This is a genomic window from Brevundimonas sp. 2YAF1, assembly GCF_052114745.1.
In the GTDB taxonomy this organism is placed as follows: domain Bacteria; phylum Pseudomonadota; class Alphaproteobacteria; order Caulobacterales; family Caulobacteraceae; genus Brevundimonas.
The window spans coordinates 71,720-88,902 of record NZ_JBFRFI010000003.1 but is presented as its reverse complement, the minus strand read 5'-3'; the positions used below and the strand labels follow the sequence as shown (position 1 = coordinate 88,902).

The 17,183-nt window shown below is 67.8% G+C and carries 13 protein-coding genes; 6 read left to right on the top strand and 7 right to left on the bottom strand.

All coding sequences use genetic code 11. The features are described 5' to 3' along the window. Positions 1-2: 2 nt before the first annotated feature. From AB4Y68_RS05580 to AB4Y68_RS05550, 7 genes are all read right to left on the bottom strand, one after another. The gene (locus tag AB4Y68_RS05580) at positions 3-1,715 is read right to left on the bottom strand and encodes an ABC transporter ATP-binding protein (RefSeq protein ID WP_441454518.1); all 1,713 of its coding nucleotides are present in this window, start codon (positions 1,713-1,715) and stop codon (positions 3-5) included. Then, positions 1,712-2,962, bottom strand: coding sequence for a DUF1611 domain-containing protein (locus AB4Y68_RS05575; RefSeq protein ID WP_441454517.1), 1,251 nt, complete (start codon positions 2,960-2,962; stop codon positions 1,712-1,714). The genes AB4Y68_RS05580 and AB4Y68_RS05575 overlap by 4 nt, the downstream gene beginning before the upstream one ends. A 307-nt stretch (positions 2,963-3,269) precedes the next feature. Further along, positions 3,270-6,314, bottom strand: coding sequence for an efflux RND transporter permease subunit (locus AB4Y68_RS05570; protein WP_441454516.1), 3,045 nt, complete (start codon positions 6,312-6,314; stop codon positions 3,270-3,272). After that, a complete protein-coding gene (locus AB4Y68_RS05565) occupies positions 6,311-7,378 on the bottom strand; it encodes an efflux RND transporter periplasmic adaptor subunit (RefSeq protein ID WP_441454515.1) in 1,068 nt (355 codons plus the stop codon). The genes AB4Y68_RS05570 and AB4Y68_RS05565 overlap by 4 nt, the downstream gene beginning before the upstream one ends. Further along, positions 7,375-8,700 carry a TolC family protein gene (locus AB4Y68_RS05560; RefSeq protein ID WP_441454514.1) on the bottom strand — a complete coding sequence of 442 codons (1,326 nt, stop codon included), beginning with the start codon at positions 8,698-8,700 and terminating at the stop codon, positions 7,375-7,377. The genes AB4Y68_RS05565 and AB4Y68_RS05560 overlap by 4 nt, the downstream gene beginning before the upstream one ends. Before the next feature lie 70 nt (positions 8,701-8,770). Further along, complete coding sequence (locus AB4Y68_RS05555; RefSeq protein WP_441454513.1) at positions 8,771-9,484, bottom strand: hypothetical protein; 714 nt, start codon at positions 9,482-9,484, stop codon at positions 8,771-8,773. A 133-nt stretch (positions 9,485-9,617) separates the two neighbouring features. Beyond that, positions 9,618-11,483: a hybrid sensor histidine kinase/response regulator gene (locus AB4Y68_RS05550; protein ID WP_441454512.1), complete on the bottom strand. Its 1,866-nt coding sequence runs from the start codon at positions 11,481-11,483 to the stop codon at positions 9,618-9,620. Positions 11,484-11,686: 203 nt separating this feature from the next. Here AB4Y68_RS05550 and AB4Y68_RS05545 point away from each other — a divergent pair, with 203 nt between their 5' ends. Genes AB4Y68_RS05545 through AB4Y68_RS05520 form a run of 6 tightly spaced genes read left to right on the top strand, consistent with a single transcriptional unit; the run spans position 11,687 to position 17,183 of the window. Continuing rightward, positions 11,687-11,995, top strand: coding sequence for an STAS domain-containing protein (locus AB4Y68_RS05545; RefSeq protein WP_441454511.1), 309 nt, complete (start codon positions 11,687-11,689; stop codon positions 11,993-11,995). Further along, the gene (locus AB4Y68_RS05540; RefSeq protein WP_441454510.1) at positions 11,992-12,360 is read left to right on the top strand and encodes a response regulator; all 369 of its coding nucleotides are present in this window, start codon (positions 11,992-11,994) and stop codon (positions 12,358-12,360) included. The genes AB4Y68_RS05545 and AB4Y68_RS05540 overlap by 4 nt, the downstream gene beginning before the upstream one ends. Beyond that, the gene (locus tag AB4Y68_RS05535; RefSeq protein WP_441454509.1) at positions 12,357-14,351 is read left to right on the top strand and encodes a chemotaxis protein CheA; all 1,995 of its coding nucleotides are present in this window, start codon (positions 12,357-12,359) and stop codon (positions 14,349-14,351) included. The genes AB4Y68_RS05540 and AB4Y68_RS05535 overlap by 4 nt, the downstream gene beginning before the upstream one ends. Then, positions 14,348-14,869, top strand: coding sequence for a chemotaxis protein CheW (locus AB4Y68_RS05530; RefSeq protein ID WP_441454508.1), 522 nt, complete (start codon positions 14,348-14,350; stop codon positions 14,867-14,869). Before AB4Y68_RS05535 ends, AB4Y68_RS05530 begins: the two co-directional genes overlap by 4 nt. Positions 14,870-14,886: 17 nt before the next feature. Then, complete coding sequence (locus AB4Y68_RS05525) at positions 14,887-16,692, top strand: methyl-accepting chemotaxis protein (protein ID WP_441454507.1); 1,806 nt, start codon at positions 14,887-14,889, stop codon at positions 16,690-16,692. After that, positions 16,692-17,183: a chemotaxis protein CheW gene (locus AB4Y68_RS05520; RefSeq protein WP_441454506.1), complete on the top strand. Its 492-nt coding sequence runs from the start codon at positions 16,692-16,694 to the stop codon at positions 17,181-17,183. Before AB4Y68_RS05525 ends, AB4Y68_RS05520 begins: the two co-directional genes overlap by 1 nt.

Sequence of the window (17,183 nt, the reverse complement as noted above, 5' to 3'; positions counted from 1 at the left end):
CCCTAGGACGCCGCGGCGACGTCGATGCGGCGAGCCAGGCGCTCTTCGGCGCGCCGCCGACTTCTGTACTCGTCCCCCGCGACGGCGCTCACCAGCCGCCCCTTGTCCAGCAGCCATATCTGATCGGCCATTTCCGCCGTCGCCGGGTCGTGGGTGACCAGAAGGATGGTCCCGAGGTAGCGTCTCAGGGCGTCCTGAGCGATGTCCTGGCTTCGCGGGTCGAGGTTGGCCAGGGGTTCGTCAAGCAGGAGGATGGGCGGATGGCCTAGCATGGCGCGACCCAGCGCCAGAAGCTGCCTCTGGCCGACGGAAAGGTTGAGCCCGCCTTCCGTGACCCACCCGTCTATGCCGCCCGGCAGATCGGCGAAGACCTCGTCCAGATTGCAGATCATGACGACGTGGTTGATCTCGGCTTCGGTGGCGGCGGGATTTCGGTAGGTCAGGTTGCGCCGGATGCTTCCGCGCATGAGCGGCAGGTCCGGGCTCATCACCCCCAGATATCTGAAGGTCGACACCAGGGTGCAGTCGGCCAGGCACTGGCCATCGATGCGGACCTGGCCTGACAGCGGGTCGACCATTCTCGCGACAAGCCCCAGCAGGGTCGATTTTCCGGCCCCGGCCGCCCCCAGGATGGCGACCTGCTCTCCGGCCTGCGCCGTCGCCGTCACCTCGGCCAGGGCCCCGGCCACCGACACGGCCTCGAACTCGATCATGCCGCGCCGCACCCGGAGCTTCTGCTGCGAGGGATCCTCGAGCTGGCGGCTTGCGCTTTTCAGGAAGTCCTGGATCTTCCGCTGCGATATCTGCGCGCGCCGCCAATAGTCGTGGGCGAAACCCAGGTTGCGGACCGGGCTGTTCATATAGCGAACGACGGTGATGGCGGCCGCCAGCGCCCCGATCGACATCCGTCCCGCCGACACGTCAAAGGCCCCCAGGGCCAGGACCGTCAGAACCGCCGCCCATCCGGCTCCCGCTGAGATGCCCCGAAGACCGCCGCGAATATTGGCTTCCTGAACCAGGAAACGGGTCATGGCGTCGTTCTGCCGCGACAGGCGGCTGCGTTCGCCTCGGGAGCGGCCGAACAACTGAACCACGGCCAGGGCGCTGATCTGCTCGTCGAGGTTGCTGGTGACCAGGGAACGTCGGCGGCGCACGGCCCGGGTCAGCCGCGCCAGCCGCTTTCCCTCGTGGGCCGACGCCGCCAGGCCGATCACGAAGATGGCGAGGACGACCAGGGCGATCCTGATGTTGATGACCCCCAGAAAGAGGGTGCCCCCGGCGACGATGATCGCGGCGATGACGCCTCGCCCTATGCCGCGACTGATCCAAGTGCGCAGCATGGTGAGATCGCCCGTCAGGCGCAGGATCAGACTTCCGCGCGAGCGGTGCTGGATCTGTCGCGGCGCCATGCCGCTCATATGGTCATAGAGGACGAGGCGCAGGCGGCGCACCAGTTCGAGGCCGACTTTCTCCGTGACCGCGAATTGAAGCGCTCGGAGAAGCGCGCTACAGGCCACGGCCAAACCTAGACCGCCGATCAATGGAAAAGTGGCGAAGGCGGTTTGCGGGGACGCGGTGATCCTGTCGACGATTATCCAGACGAGAAACACCACGGCGACCAACGCAAGCGTCTCGCCGAGCCCGAGGGCGATGATGACGATATAGTCGTGACGCCGCAGCCGGACTGGATTCCCCCCTCCCGGCGCCTCGGTCATGACGCCGGGGCCTCAAACACGCCGGACTGGACCCCGGCCTTATCCGCTGCGGAGGCCTCGAACGGAGCGAAGCTCGGCTCCTCTTCGTCGACGGTGGTCCCGAACGGGGCGAAGCTCGGTTCTTCTTCGGCCACGGTGGAGCCGAACGGGGCGAAGCTGGTCTGCTCTTCGGCGAAACGCAGTTTCTTCTTGCGCCACCGAGCGATCTTGAACCCGTGCCGCCTGGTGTCGTCCCGGCTGAGCAAGATTTCGTCGTGGCGAGGCTCGTCCGGCGCCGAGGTCTCTACCGACTGTTCGGCGCCGACGATGCGCGCGGCGTACCTCGGGTCGCAGAGTTGTTCCTTGGTGTAGATGGGCACGGAACAGGCGCTGGCGGCCTCTTGCACGAGAAGTTTCGACGCGGTGAAGGCGCCGGAAACCCCGAGGACCGGCAGGCCGAGGGCTTGAAGCTGCGACACCCCCAGGACGGCGCCCATGGAATCCCCGGCGGCGAAAAGGACGCCGTCGATGAAGTTCTTGAAGAAATCCGTCTGCAGCAGTTCGATGTTCTGCCGATGCAGAAGGCCGTCGGCGATCTCCACGAGGATGATCCCGCAGCCCTCGGCGGCAAGGTGGGTCACCAGATCGATCGCGGCCTTCTCCAGGAGGTCCGTTGGAATCCTATAGGTCGCTGCATAGCCGGCGTCGGTGAAATCCGCGACGGCGTGAGCCCCCGCATCGACCATCACCCAGAAGTCTCCGCCCGAACCCGTGCCGGTGATCTTGGTGGCGCCGGGCTTGTGGCCGGCTCGGCTCAGACCGGAAACCAGGTAACGGTTGGTGGTGGTCTTGCCGGAATTCATCGAGGTGCCCAGCACCGCGATCGTGCGCGGCCTGACGGCCTGCGGGCATCGGGGCTCCAGAGCGAACTGCGACAGGTTCAGAGGGATGCCTCTGGCGTCTCCGACCAGTCCGATGGGGGTGATGTTGGTCGCTGACCGAATGCCCTTGGCCCGGGACAGCATCCTGGACGCCACGCCGCCTGTCGCCACCAGATTGGTCGGGCCGAGATCGGGAGGGACCTCCGCCTCGAACTGGTCCGTGGCGTAGCGATCTCCGTAGGCGATGACGATTTCGTCGCCGAGATGGAGGCAGGCCTTGCGGCCCGACGTCAGCTCAAGGCGGGTCTGATAGCCAAACCGATCGACCCGGGCCAGGACAAGGTCTCCAGACCTTGGCCGTATCGGCCCCATGATCAGGGTCTTCATAGCGGATGAGGGGACGCGTCGGGTTGTAAACCCCATTTTGGAGTGAGCTTGCCGGGCTGACGAAAACTCGGCGATGACCGGTCCCGATCTATGCTTCTTGCGATGCGCTTCCGCCATAGCCGTGTCGTCAACGCGCAGGGACTCGATATTCATTTGCCCTCTCCTCATTCCCGCACTGGAAATGATTTATTAACTATGCGCCGACCTATTTTTTTTTCCGACTCACAAAACGCCAACCGGTGAAAAAATGTCATTTCTTGGGCCGTGCGCCCCGCCCTAGCAAGGTCGGGGCGGTCTAGCCCCTGCGTCACCTCGGAGCGCCGGGGGAGCGATGCAGCGCCATATAGAGCGCCGGTGCGAAGATCAGGATGAGAGGCACGCCGGCCAAAAGACCGGTGATGATGGCGATGGCGAGGGGCTTCTGCATGGCCGAGCCCTCGCCCAGGCCGAGCGCCAGGGGCGACAGCGCCAGGATGGCGATCAGCGCGGACATCAGGATGGGACGCAGACGCGCCCGACCGGCGGTGATCAGAGCCTCGGCGTCGCTGCGCCCTTCCGCCCTCAGTTCGGACAGATAGAAGACGCCCAGCTCCGCCACGATGCCGATGACCATGGTCAGTCCCATCATCGCCGAGAGGTTGAGCTCCGTGCCCGTCAGCCATAGCCCCGCGAACACGCTGGCCGCCGACAGCGCCAGGGTCACCACGATGCCGATCACGGCGGGCCAGCTCTGGAACAGGTAGAGGAACAGCAGGCCGACCAGCGCCAGAGCGGCGACAAAGACGACCGACAGGTCGCGGAACGACTTCTGCTGCTCGGCGTAGAGGCCGCCGTATTCGACGCGGACGCCGGACGGCAGGCTGAGGCGGGACACCACCTGCGACGCCTCTTTCATGGCCGAGCCCAGGTCTCGGCCTTCGAGCCGGGCGGTGACCGCGACCAGAGGCTGCAGGTTCTCGCGCGTGATCTGGGGCTGCCCCGGGGTGTTCGTCAGCGAGGCGACGCGCTTCAACGGCAGGGCGTGTCCGTCGGGCGCCCGCAGCGGCAGATCTTCCAGCGACTTCACCCGGTCCCGCAACGAACCGTCGGTCCAGACTCGGACGCCGACCAGTTTCTCGCCTTCCTGAATCTGGCCGATGACGATGCCGCCGACCAATTGTTCCAGCTGGCGGGTGACCGCTTCGGGATCGAGCCCTTCCAGCGCGGCGGCCGGTCGATCGACGGTGATGGTGACCGCATCGCCCGCGACGCGCAGACCGCCCTCGACCTCGACCACGCCGCGAATTTTGCCGATCGCCTCGGCGACCAGCGGGGAGGCGGCCCTGAGCGCCCCGGCGTCCGATCCCAGCAGCTTGACCTCGATCGGCTGAGGCACGGCCGTCAGGTCGCCGATCAGGTCCTCCATCAGTTGCGCCGTCTCGATGGTCAGGCCGGGCGTCGTGGTCTCGATCCGGTTGCGCACGTCCGCGGTCACCTCGTCGATCGGGCGGCGGCCGTGGGCCTTCAGCCGGACGAAGAAGTCGCCCTCGTTGGCCTCGGACAGCCCGCCCCCCAGCTGCAGTCCGGTGCGGCGCGAATAGCTTTCGACGTCGGGCGTGTCCTGCAGGATGCGTTCGACCTGGCGAAGCAGTCGGTCCGTTTCCGCCAGGGAGGCGCCGGGGGCCGCGCGATAGTCCAGGATGAAGCCCCCCTCGTCCATTCGGGGCATGAAGCCCGAGCCGAGCCGGGAATAGGCGAAGCCGCCGACCGCGACGACGATCAGGGCGATGATCAGGGCGAAACGGATCGGCGCCTTCAACACCCGCCGCATGATCCAGTCGTAGCGGACGGCCAGACGGTCGAGAGCCTCGCCTGCCTTTTCCGCCTGTTCGACATCGCGCGGTCGGACCCAGCGTTCGGCCAGCAGGGGCGCGACGAAGAGGGCGAACAGCAGGGAAACGCCGAGCGCCGCCGACATGGTGACCGCCAGCGCCTTGAAGAAACCGCCGGTCACGCCGCCGAGGAAGGCCAGGGGCGTGAACACCAGCACCGTCGCCAGCGTCGAGCCGATCAGCGGGCGCGTCATCTCCGACGCAGCCTCCAGGGTCCCGGCGCCGGCGGCGCCGTCGCGACGCCTTTCCTGAAGCCTGCGCATGAGATGCTCCAGCATGACGACCGCGTCGTCTACGACCAGGCCGACCGCCGCCGCCATGCCGCCCAGGGTCATCATGTTGAAACTCATGCCGAGCAGGGTCAGCACGATCGTCGTCGTCGCCAGCACCGCCGGCAGCAACAGGGCGACGATGAGCATGAAGCGCTGGCTGCGCAGGAAGACGAACAGGACGCCCCCCGCCAGAACGGCCCCCAGCAGGATGGCGTCGCGCACGCTGCCGGCCGCCGCCGTCACCAGTTGGGACTGGTCGTAGAAGGTCACGATCTGGACGTCGGCGGGGGTCTCGCCCTTGAAGCCGTCGATGCGTCGGCGCACCTCCTTGACCAGGGCGACGCTGTTGGCGTCCGGGGTCTGGCGAATGTTCAGCAGCACGGCGTCGCGGCCCTGGGACGTGACGCGGGTCCATTGCGGAGCCTCCCGGACCGCCACCTGGGCGATGTCGTCCAGTTCCACGACGCCGCGGGCTCCGGTCTGGATCACCGTGCGCCGGATGTCATCGACGCCCTTCAGGCGATTGTCGGCCAGGATCAGATAGAGCCGGTAGCGATCCTCCAGCCGTCCCGTCGCGACGACCACGTTGTTGGACGACAGGGTCCGCGCCAGATCCTCGATGGACAGGCCCAGGGCCTGAAGACGGGCGGGATCGGCCAGAACTTGATATTCCTTCTCCTGTCCGCCCAGCACGTCCACGCTGGCCACGCCCGGCACCGACGACAGCAGCGGCGCCAACTGCAACCGGGCGAAGTCGCGAAGCGCGACCGGGTTCTGGACGGGGGACACCAGCGCCAGGCCCAGAACCGGGAAGACGGTCGGGTCCATCCGGCGCACCTCGAAGCGAACGCCGGGGGGAAGGTCGGGAAGCGCCGCGTTGATCGCGGATTCGGCCTGCAGAGTGGCGGCGACCATGTCCGCGCCCCAGGCGAAATTCACCGACAGTTCGGCCGAGCCCCGGCTGCTGGTCGATCGCACGCTGACCACGCCCGGCACTGTTCGCAGCGCGCGCTCGACCGGCCGGGTGATCTGGCTCACCATCTGGTCCGCCGGCCTGTCGCCCGCCTCGACCGCGACGACGACGCGCGGAAAGTCGATGTGGGGAAACAGGCTGACCGGCAGACGCACGGCCGAGGCGGAGCCGGCCAGGGTCAGCAGGACGAAGATCAGGACGATGAAGCGGGCCTGGCCGCTGAGCCAGCGGCTCATGGCTTGTCGGCTGCGGGCAGGGCCGTCTCGCGGGTGCGCATGCCGTCGGACAGCGACGGTCCGCCCTCGATCACCACCTTCTCGCCCGGTCGGACGCCGTCGGTCAGTTGGACCACGTCGCTCTGTTCAAGGCCGACGGCGACCGGGCGGCGCGAGGCGACGCCCCGGCTGACCACAAACACATAGGGCTGCTCGCCGTCGTAGAGGACCGCGGCGCGCGGCACGACCACCGCATCGGCCCGAAGCCCGACCACGACCGCCCCCTTGAGCGCCTCGCCCGGCAGAAGCGGGCTGCCGGCGGGCAGGGCGACAATCACCGCCGCCAGCCGCGTCGCGGGATCGACGCGCCGATCCACCGACGCCGCCCGCGCGTCCACGGCCGCGCCGCTTTCGTGCAGGCCCGTCAGCCGGACCAGGGCGCCGGGGCGGATGCGCTGGGCGTCCTCGACCTCGACCCCAAGGCGCGCGTTCAGAAGGCGGGTGGAGGCGACGCTGGCCACCGGCCCGCCAGCGCCGATGACGGCACCGGGACTGGCGGGCAGGCTGTCGATGACGCCGCCGACGGGGGCCGTCAGGGTCAGGCGTCCGCCGTCAGTCCGTCGACGCAGATCGGCGCCGGCTTCTCGCGCCGTGGCGGCGGCGGCCGTGGCGGCGGCGACCTCCGCGTCGGATGCCAGACCGTCGGCGCGCAGGCGCTGCAGGCGCGAGGCCTCGGCGCTCGCCACCGTCGCCTCGCGGGCCAGCCGATCCATATCCAGGCGCGTCGTGGGGCTGGCGATCAGCGTCACGACCGGCTGCCCGGCCTCGACGGCCTGGCCCAGGTTGACGTGGACCTCGGCGACCTGGGCCTCGAAGGTCGTGGTCAGGGTGCGAACGGCCGAAGGATTGAACTCGACCTGGCCATAGGCCGTGATCGTCTCGTCCAGGGTTCTGATCTCGGCGGCGGCGGTGCGCACGGCGGCGACGGGCGGGGCGGCCGCCGTCTCGGGCGGGGCGGAACAGCCCCCGGCCGTCCCGACCAGGGCCGCCAGGGCCGCCAGGGCGATGATCGTCCAAACCCTCATTGAAGCACAGTCCCCGCCGCCAGTTCCAACGCCGCCCATTGCTCGTTCAGGGCCTGATCGAGCGCCGCCAGCGCAATTTCCTTGTCCGTCAACGTCTGCCGCGCGGTCTCGGCGGCGACCGGGGCGATGTCGCCTCGCGCGCCGGCGCGTTCGAAGGCCTCCACCGTCCGGCGCAAGGGCGCGACCTGGGCGGCCAGATCGTCTCGCTGTTTCAACCCGATGGCGTAGGCGCCGATCAGGGTGGAGATCTCCGACCGCAGGGTGAACAGGCGCGCCTCATATTCGGCCCTGAGCTGTTCGCGGGTGGCCTCCTCGACCGCGATCGCGCCGCGATTGCGGTTCCACAGAGGAAGGTCGAAACCGACGCCGAACCCGTAGGTGCGAACCGCGCTCGTGTCCCGGGCCGCGTTCAGGGACAGGTTCAGTCGCGGATACTGCAGCAACAGCGCCGACCTCAGGTTGGCATCCTGGGCCTTATAGCCCGCCCGCAGGGCCGCCAGATCGAGCCGTCCCGCATAGGCGCGCGCGGTCAGGGCGGGCCCGTCCGGCGCGGCAGGATGAACCGCCGCGCCCTTCGCCAGCGCGATCCTGTAGTCCGGCGACAGGCCGAGGGCGGCGTTCAGTTCGAAGCGCGCGGCCTCGAGATCGCGCTCCAGCGTCCTGACGCGATCGCCCGCGTCTGCAGCGGCCAGTCGTCGGGCCTCCAGGTCGCCCGCCGACAGGTCGCCGCGCGCCACCGCGCGCAAGGTCCGCTCCAGCGCGCTGTCGGCCAGGGCCGAGGAACGCCGCGCCAGCTCAAGGCTCTGTTCCAGGCCCTGGATGCGCGCGGCCTGCAGGCGCGCCGTTCCGGCGACCTGCCATTCCCGCCACGCTAGATCGAGGCGTGCCTGCTCGCGCGTCGCCTGCGCCGCCCGCAGTTTCCCGGAGCGGGCGTAGAGGGCGGACAGGTCCATGCCCAGTCCGGCGGCGACGGCGTCCACCAGCCCTCCGTCCCCGAGCGGGCGGTCCAGGCTGAAGGAGAACTGGGGATCGGGCAGAAGCCCCGCGTTGAAAACCTGGGCCTGCGTCACGCCCAGATGCATGCGTTGTGCCTGCAACTCCGGATTGGCGATCACGGCGACCAGACCCAGTTGCTCAGGCGTCAGCGCCGCATCCAGATCGATCGTCGTCGGCGCCGCCAGGTTCAGACGGGCCGCCTGCATCGACAGATCGGCGGAGGACGGGTCGGCGCGGGGCGCGGACGCCAGGTCCGCCGGTCGATAGGCGGCGCACCCCGACGCGGCCGCCGCCAGTCCCAAGGCCAGGGTCCGGGCCAAGGCCATGCGCATTCGCCCCCTTGCCATGGCGCCGGACCTCCGAACCGTTGCAGCGTTCCGTCCCGACGACGACGCCCTATTGCAGCGCAGTGAAATACTCTTCCAGCGCATCCACAAGCGCCAACTCGTTCGATGCGGCGACCGAGGCGGCGACGTCGTTCTTGCGGGCGGCCGCCAACTCCATTCCGGACACGGCGCTCTCGAAGGCGCCGCTCAGCCCCGGCGCCTTCACCTGGGGCGAAAGCCGCGCCCACGTCTCGCGCGCGAACCGGGCGTCGGCCGCCATTTCGTCCCAGTTCACCGGCCTGGCCTTGTTGAGCGCGTCAAACTTGAACCCGGCGTAGTCCAGCAGGCTGACGTCCACGGGCGTCTTGCCGCTGGCGTCCTGCGCGCTCACCAGAATCCGGAAGGTTTCGACCGCCGCTATGGCGATCGCGGCGCGGTCCTGGGCCGTCCGCGCGGCGTCGAGCCGCCCGTTCAGGGCGTTGATCTGCGCGCCTTGCGCGGCGTCGAGCAGGCGTCGCAGGCCTTGCGCCTTCTGATAGCCGGCGCGCTGAAGAACCTCGAGTTCGGCGACCGGCTTGTCGAAGGCCGACTCCGTCAGGGTTTCATAGTCTTCCGCCGCCGCCAGCAGTTGGACGTTGCGCGGCGTCTCGACCGCGCGACCGGAGGCCGGGGGCTCGGCCTGCCGGCCCTTGGAGGCAGGCGGATTGCAGCCGCCGAGCAGTCCGGCGGCGACAACGACGGCGAGCCCGGCCGAAGCCGACTTGAAGAAGGAGGAAGCGGACATTCTTCATGACCTCGGCAAAGCTGGTTAAATCGTGCTCTGCGCCAACGCCAGGGGGCCTGCTGCGTTCCCGCTACGCCGCCGATTGGTCGTGGCTTGTCGAATCGACGGGGAGCGGGGCTCTGGCGTCGGCCTTTCAAGGCGCGGCGTTGAGCACGCCCTGTATGCCGTTGAGCAGGACGCCGGCGGTGAAGGGCTTGCCGATATGGCGGTCGGCGCCGACGGCCCGGCTGGCCTCCAGATGTTCGGCCTGGGTGTTCGCCGTCAGCATGATGACGGGGGTCGGGGCTCGGCCGGACGCTCGCTCGGCGGCGCGGATCCGCGCGACAGCGCTGATGCCGTCCAGGCGCGGCATCTGGATGTCCATCAGGATGACGTCGAAAGGGTCGCCGGCTGCGGCCTCGACCGCTTCCAGTCCGTCCTCCACGGAGGTCACCTCGGCCAGACCCTCCATCATCAGCTCCACGATCCGGCGATTGGTCGGATGGTCGTCGGCGATCAGGACCCGCAGGCGGTTTTGCGCGCCGATGTCGGGCTCTGATGGTTCCGGCGAGGCGGCGGCGAGCGGGGCGTCCAGCCAGAAGCAGGCCCCGCCTTCGGGACGCGCCGCGGCGTCGATGACGCCGCCCAGCTTCTTGGCCGCCTCGCGCGCGATGGTGAGGCCCAGGCCCAGGCCATCGAAGCGGCGGGTCAGGCTGCCATCGCCTTGCTCGAAATTATTGAATAACAAGTCCTTTTTGGTGGGATCGAAGCCAATGCCGTCGTCGATGACGCTGAAGCGGAACCGGCCGTCGGCCAGGGTTTCGGCGCGCAGCACGATCCGCCCCTCGCCCGAGAATTTGATCGCATTGTCGATCAGTCGCGACAGGGCTTCCTCGAGGCAGACGCGGTTGCCGGCCAGGACAGCCGCCGAGTGATTTTCGACGACCAGGGTCAGGCCCTTGGCGTCGGCGCGGGCGCGGAACCGCGCCGCCAGATCCTGCAGCAGGACTGCGGCGTCGATGGGCTCGATGTCGGCCTGGCCGCTGGGCGCGTCGAGATGAACCACGCGCATCAGATCCTCCAATCGTCGCTCCAGCGTCGCTGCTGAACGGCGCACCATCTCCAGGACCTCGGCGCGGTCGCCGGCGCCGGATTCGATCAGATCGATCCCGGCGATCACCCCGTTCAGCGGCGTCCGCAGTTCGTGGCTGATGTTACTCAGGAAGGTGTTGCGGGCGCGTTCGGCCTGGCGCGCCTTCTCCAGCGCCTCGCGCAGCGCCGCCTCGTCGCGGCGTTGCCGGGTTACGTCCTCGGTCAGGCTGATGACGTGCCGCACGCCGTCGTCGTCGTAGGTGGCGACCTTGACCGCCGAGATATGGCGATCGCTGCAACTCGCCGTGCCGGCGTGGAAGGTCGAACGCATCCGGTTGGGAAGGGGCTCTTCCTCAGCTTCCCAGGCCGCGAACGCGGGCGGCAGGATCTCCTCCCCGGTCAGGCCGATCAGGCCCTGGGGACAGTCGAACAGGGCTTCCGCGGCGCGGTTGGCGAGAATGTAGCGGCCGGTCCGCGCGTCCCGGACCGTCAACGCCGAGGGCAGGGTTTCGATCACAGTGTGGAGGAAGGCGGAGGATTCGACCTGGGCGGTCACGTCCTCGGCCCGGACCAGCAGCCGGACCAGTCGTTCTGCGTCGTCGCGGATCGGCCCGATAGTGATGTCCAGATAGACCATGGCGTTGTCATTGAGCGGGCAACGGAGGCGAAAGGCGACGGCCTGTCCGCTCAGAGCTTCGTCCAGGGCCCGGGTGACGTAAAGGCGGCTGGTCTGGGGCCAGATGTCACGCCATTGCGCGCCATTTTCCAGATTTCCGGGCAATGACGACTGTCTAGCGGGAAGATTGGCGTGAATAACCGCTCCATCGGCGTCGAGAAGCCAGATCATGATCGTCGATGCTTCGGCCAGACGCGCAAAAAATGGATCTCCCGCATAGGTGACCGTCGCCCAGTTCGTCGTCGTCTTCATGGAAATACGTCGCAACTACGATTGTTGTGGGGGAAGTAATTGACGGGTTTGTCTCTGCACAGTGAAATTCCGGTAAATCCATCAGAGATCGATCTAGGCGTAAGCAATTTCACGTAATTCTGATTTCGGTCGCAATTAACTTTTTGGGTGAACGATAGTCGTTGATCGGTGCGGCGAGGCGTCGCGTGAGACTAGAGTTCGTGATGATTAGAACAATCGAATTGGATTCGGCGCTCGTCGTCCGAAATGTAGCGGTTATCCATCAAGTTTTGGTCGATGGATTCCAAGGCTGCGATGATCTTTGTCTTGATATCTCAAAAGAAGACTTCGCCGATTTGTGCGGTCTGCAACTGATCGAGTCCGCACGCTGTTATGCGAAGACCACCGGCAAGCGCCTGTCGTTACTGCGACCTGCCGAACAGATGCGCTCCCTATTGGAAAATATAGGTTTTTTTGCTGACGCGCCGTCGGACCTCCACCGTTTCTGGCTTCATGAAGGGCCCGCGCAATGACCGCCTCGATCCTCACGGTTGATGATTCCCCCAGCATCCGCGTGGCGCTGAAGATCGCCCTGACCAACGCCGGCTATTCGGTCGCCGAGGCCGCCAACGGCGCAGAGGGCATCGAGAAGGCGCGGGCCAGCGCCTTCGACCTGATCATCACCGACCTGAACATGCCGGTCATGGACGGGCTGACGATGATCGAGAAGATGCGCCTCATGCCCGAGCAGATGGGCGTGCCCATCGTCTTCCTGACCACTGAATCCGACGCCGCGATGAAGGAGCGGGCCAAGGCGGCCGGCGCGACGGGCTGGCTGACCAAGCCCTTCGACCCCGACCAACTGGTGCGCATCGCCAAGAAGGTGCTCGGTCGATGAGCGACGAAGCCATCGCCGTCTTTCAGGTCGAGGCGCGTGAGAATCTGGAGCTGATCGAGCAGGGCCTGCTGGATCTGCTGGATCATCCCGAGAACCGCGATCTGGTCGACGCCGTGTTTCGCGGCCTGCACACGTTGAAGGGGTCGGGGGCCATGTTCGGCTTTGACGCCCTCGCCGGCTTCACCCACCACTGCGAGACCGCCTTCGATCGCGTCCGCAAGGGCGAGGTGGCCGCGACCACGGACCTGGTGTCGGCCGTGCTGGCCGCTCGCGATCACATGCGCCGTCTGATGGAAAATCCGTCGGGGGATTACGGCGATGCGGGCGACCTGCTGCTGGCCGATCTGGAGCGCGCGGTGCGCGCGGCGGACGGGATCGCTCCGGTCGCCGCCGCGTCGCCGGGCATGACGACCTGGCGCATCCGCTTCGACTTGCCGTCGAACGCCTTCAGGAACGGCGTCAATCCGTTGGCCCTGCTGGCGGAGCTGCGGGACCTGGGCGAGGCCCGCGTGGTCGCCGACCGGTCGCGCGTGCCGCCCTTGAACCTGATCGAACCGACCGACCATTACCTGGCCTGGGACGTCGTCCTGACCACCGACCAGGGCCGCGCCGCCATCGAGGACGTCTTCATCTTCGTCATGGACGACATGACCCTGGAGATCGAAGCGGTCGAAGACGCGGCGTTCGTCGCGGACGAAGTGCCGGCGTCGGCGCCGTTCGAGGCGACGGTCGCTTCGCCGGTTTCGCCGTCCGTTCAGGCTCAGGCGGCGGTTGCCGGCGATCCCGCCGACGCCGGCGCAGGCAGGGCCGCCAGGGCCGCAGAGAGCGTTCGCGTCCCTGCCGATCGCCTGGACGAACTGATGGACCGCGTCGGCGAACTGGTCATCGCCCAGTCGCGCCTCAGCCAGATCGCCGCCGCCGGGGCCGACACCGCGCTGCGCGCCGTGTCGGAGGACATCGGGCGTCTGTCGGGCGAGTTGCGCGACACGATGATGGTGCTGCGCATGGTCCCGGTGGCCACTCTGTTCGGCCGCTTCCGGCGCCTGGTCCATGATCTGGCGCGCGAGACCGGCAAGGCCATCGAGCTGTCCACCGACGGCGAAACGACCGAGATCGACAAGACCGTCATCGAACGGCTGGCCGACCCGCTGGTCCACCTGATCCGCAACGCCGCCGACCACGGGCTGGAAGGGCCTGAGGATCGCCTCGCTTCGGGCAAGCCCGAGACGGGCCGCATCCGCCTGTCCGCGCACCAGTCGGGCGGCGAGGTGGTGATCGTCATCCGCGACGATGGCCGGGGCATCGACCGCGACCGCGTGAGGGCCAAGGCCGAAGCGCAGGGGCTGATCGAGCCGGGCGCGACGGTCAGCGATCATGACTTGCTGCAGATGATCTTCCACCCCGGCTTCTCCACGGCGGCGGCGGTGACCAATCTGTCGGGACGCGGCGTCGGCATGGACGTGGTCAAGCGGACGATCGAGAGCCTGCGGGGCTCCATCGACATCGCCAGCCGTGCTGGCGAGGGCTCGGAGGTGTCGCTGCGCATTCCGCTGACCCTGGCCATCATCGACGGCCTGTTGGTCAGGGTGGGGCAGGGGCGTTACGTCATTCCTCTGGGCGCCGTCGAGGAATGCCTCGAACTGTCGCTGGACGAGGACCAGCGTTCGCGCGGACGAAGCTTCCTTTCGCTGCGCAACAGGCTCGTGCCCTTCCTGCGCCTGCGCGACCTGTTCGCCACCGGCACTCAGCCCGAACTGCACCAGAAGGTGGTTGTGGTCTCCAGCGGCGAGGAACGGATCGGCCTGGTCGTCGACCAGATCATCGGCGACCACCAGACCGTCATCAAGTCGATGTCCAAACTGCACGCCGGCCTGCCGACCTTCTCCGGCGCCACCATTCTGGGCGACGGCGGCGTCGCCCTGATCCTCGACATCGTCAACCTGGTCGCTCTCGGCCAACAGCAGGAGGCGCGGATGCGCGAAGCCGTATGAGCGGGCTGAACGACGCCGTGACCGCGCCGGGCTGGACCGGCGGCGAACAGGTCGAGGTGCTGACCTTCGAACTGAACGGAGAGCTCTTCGCCCTCGACGCCGTGCGGGTGCAGGAGATCATCGACCTGGCGCCCGAGACTGCGGTGCCGGGCGCCGGCGCCTTCGCGGGATCGGTGATCAATTTCCGCGGCAAGGTCATTCCGTTGGCCGACCTTCGGGAGGTCTTCGACCTCAAGATCGGCGCGCCCACCATCGACAGCCGCATCGTCGTCATCGAGATGACGCTCGACGGGGAGCAAGCCCTGGTCGGCCTCCGCACCGACAAGGTGCACGAGGTCACCACCCTGGAGCGCGCCGCGAGCGAAGCTCCGCCCAGCGTCGGAATGCGCTGGCGGCCCGAGTTCATCCAATGCCTGGTCCGACGAGACACCGAGTTCATCGTCGTTCCGGAATTGCAGACCATTTTCAACCAACATCAGGACGCCCGCCCGTCGGCCGCGTCCCTGAGCCGCCACTGATTTCGGGGACGACTTCCATGCGTTTCACCATCAAAGCCAAACTGGCCCTGGCCTTCGGCTTCCTCATCGTCATGCTGGCCGGCACGGCCGGCTACGGTATCCACAGTCTGGGCGTGGCCAAAGGGGCCATGGACGAGGTGGTTGACGGCACCGTTGCGCGCCTCGACAAGATGCACGAACTGAACGCCCTGTCGCTGGCCGTCGTGCGGAGTCAGAAGAACACCGTTTTGTCGGCCTCGCCGGACGAGATGCAGCGTCATATCGCCACCAGCGACGACCTGCGCCGCCAGTATCACGTCATCTTCGACCAGATGGCTGCCTCGGCCACGCCAGCGACGCGCCAGTTGTGGGCCGATCTGAAGGCCCGCACCGACGAGTTCGAGCGCACCGACGACCACATCCGTGTCCTGGCCCGCGTCGGCAACATTCCCGCGGCGGTCGTCTATTCGTCGGGCGACGGTCGGGACGCCGCCAACGCCCTGACCGACAAGCTCAAGGAGGGCGTGGCGACGAACCGAGATCGCGCCCATGAAGCGCAGCAGCAGGCCCACGGCGACTATCTGAACACCCGCAACATGATGATCGCCCTGTCGGCCCTGGCCGTCGCCCTGGCTCTGGGCATGGCCTTGTGGATCGCGATTGGCATCACTGCGGGCCTGCGCAAGATCATGGTCGCGGCCGACGCCATCGCCATCGGCGACCTGGAAAAGGACGTCGAGATCAAGTCGAACGACGAGATCAAGGACCTGGTCGACCGCATCAACATCATGACCGGCAACTTGCGCGTCACCGCCGCCATCGCAGACGAGATCGCCAACGGCGACCTGACCGTCCAGCCCAAGCCGCTGTCGGACAAGGACACCCTGGGTCTCTCGCTGCAGAGCATGGTCGAGCGCCTGCGCGGCGTTGTCGCCGACGCCCTGTCGGCCGCCGACAACGTCTCCTCGGGCAGCCAGGAACTGTCGTCGACCTCGGAGCAGATGAGCCAGGGCGCGACCGAACAGGCCGCCGCCGCTGAACAGGCCTCGGCCTCGATGGAAGAGATGGCCGCCAACATCAAACAGACCGCCGACAACGCCGCCCAGACCGAGAAGATCTCGCGTCAGTCGTCGCGGGACGCCGAGGTCAGCGGCGAAGCGGTCAGCCGCGCCGTCGACGCCATGCGCACCATCGCCGACAAGATCGGCATCGTGCAGGAGATCGCCCGCCAGACCGACCTTCTGGCCCTGAACGCGGCGGTGGAAGCCGCCCGGGCCGGCGAACACGGCAAGGGCTTCGCCGTGGTCGCCTCGGAAGTGCGCAAGCTGGCCGAACGCAGCCAGACGGCCGCCGCCGAGATCAGCTCGGTCTCGGGCGACACGGTCAAGGCCGCCCAGGAAGCCGGCGACATGCTGCAACGCCTGGTGCCGGACATCCGCAAGACCGCCGAACTGGTCTCCGAGATCAGCGCCGCCTGCCGCGAACAGGACATCGGCGCCTCGCAGATCAACGAGGCCATCCAGCAGCTCGACAAGGTGACCCAGCAGAACGCCGGCGCCTCGGAAGAGATGTCGGCCACCTCCGAGGAACTGGCGGCCCAGGCCGAGGAACTGCAGACCTCGATCGCCTTCTTCCGTACCGACGCCGCCGGAGGGCGCGCCGCGACGCGGTCGCCTGCCCCGATCTCGACCTTCAAGCCCGCCGCGCGCCCGGCCGCCAAGGCCGTCAAGGCTGCGGCCCGGCCCGCTGTCCACCAGCAGCAGGCCCGCGCCAAGGGCTTCGCCCTGGACATGGCCCTGGGCGGCGCCGACGCCGAGGACATGGACTTCCGGGAGAGCGCTTGATGTCGGACGCCGCTGAAGGCCAGTACGTCACGTTCGGCCTGGGCGAGGAAGTCTTCGCCGCCCCGGTCAGCCTGGTGCGGGAGATCCTGACCTATCAGACGCCCTCCCGCATTCCCAACGGTCCGGCCTATCTGCTGGGCCTGACGGACGTGCGGGGGCGCGGCGTGCCCACGGCGGATCTCCGGATCCGCCTAGGCATGGCCCCGGTCGAGCCGACCTTGAACACCCGCATCCTCGTGCTGGACATCCCGCTGGAGGATCGCGTGCTCAGCCTGGGGCTGGTGGCCGACCGGGTGTTCGAGGTCGCCGCTTTCCAGGACGATCAGATCGAGCCGTCGCCCGACATCGGGGTGAAGTGGCGCTCGGATTACATCTCCGGCGTGGTGCGTCGATCCGAAGGGTTCGTCGTGCTGATCGACCTGCCGCGCCTGCTGTCCACCACGGATACGGCTTCGCTCGGATCATTTGCGGACATAGATCACGCGGCCTGA

Coding starts and splice junctions, on each gene's coding strand:
- AB4Y68_RS05555 (WP_441454513.1), bottom strand. CDS start 9,484: ATGTCCGCTTCCTCCTTCTTCAAGTCGGCTTCGGCCGGGCTCGCCGTC.
- AB4Y68_RS05575 (WP_441454517.1), bottom strand. CDS start 2,962: ATGAAGACCCTGATCATGGGGCCGATACGGCCAAGGTCTGGAGACCTT.
- AB4Y68_RS05545 (WP_441454511.1), top strand. CDS start 11,687: ATGATTAGAACAATCGAATTGGATTCGGCGCTCGTCGTCCGAAATGTA.
- AB4Y68_RS05525 (WP_441454507.1), top strand. CDS start 14,887: ATGCGTTTCACCATCAAAGCCAAACTGGCCCTGGCCTTCGGCTTCCTC.
- AB4Y68_RS05580 (WP_441454518.1), bottom strand. CDS start 1,715: ATGACCGAGGCGCCGGGAGGGGGGAATCCAGTCCGGCTGCGGCGTCAC.
- AB4Y68_RS05570 (WP_441454516.1), bottom strand. CDS start 6,314: ATGAGCCGCTGGCTCAGCGGCCAGGCCCGCTTCATCGTCCTGATCTTC.
- AB4Y68_RS05530 (WP_441454508.1), top strand. CDS start 14,348: ATGAGCGGGCTGAACGACGCCGTGACCGCGCCGGGCTGGACCGGCGGC.
- AB4Y68_RS05520 (WP_441454506.1), top strand. CDS start 16,692: ATGTCGGACGCCGCTGAAGGCCAGTACGTCACGTTCGGCCTGGGCGAG.
- AB4Y68_RS05535 (WP_441454509.1), top strand. CDS start 12,357: ATGAGCGACGAAGCCATCGCCGTCTTTCAGGTCGAGGCGCGTGAGAAT.
- AB4Y68_RS05560 (WP_441454514.1), bottom strand. CDS start 8,700: ATGGCCTTGGCCCGGACCCTGGCCTTGGGACTGGCGGCGGCCGCGTCG.
- AB4Y68_RS05550 (WP_441454512.1), bottom strand. CDS start 11,483: ATGAAGACGACGACGAACTGGGCGACGGTCACCTATGCGGGAGATCCA.
- AB4Y68_RS05540 (WP_441454510.1), top strand. CDS start 11,992: ATGACCGCCTCGATCCTCACGGTTGATGATTCCCCCAGCATCCGCGTG.
- AB4Y68_RS05565 (WP_441454515.1), bottom strand. CDS start 7,378: ATGAGGGTTTGGACGATCATCGCCCTGGCGGCCCTGGCGGCCCTGGTC.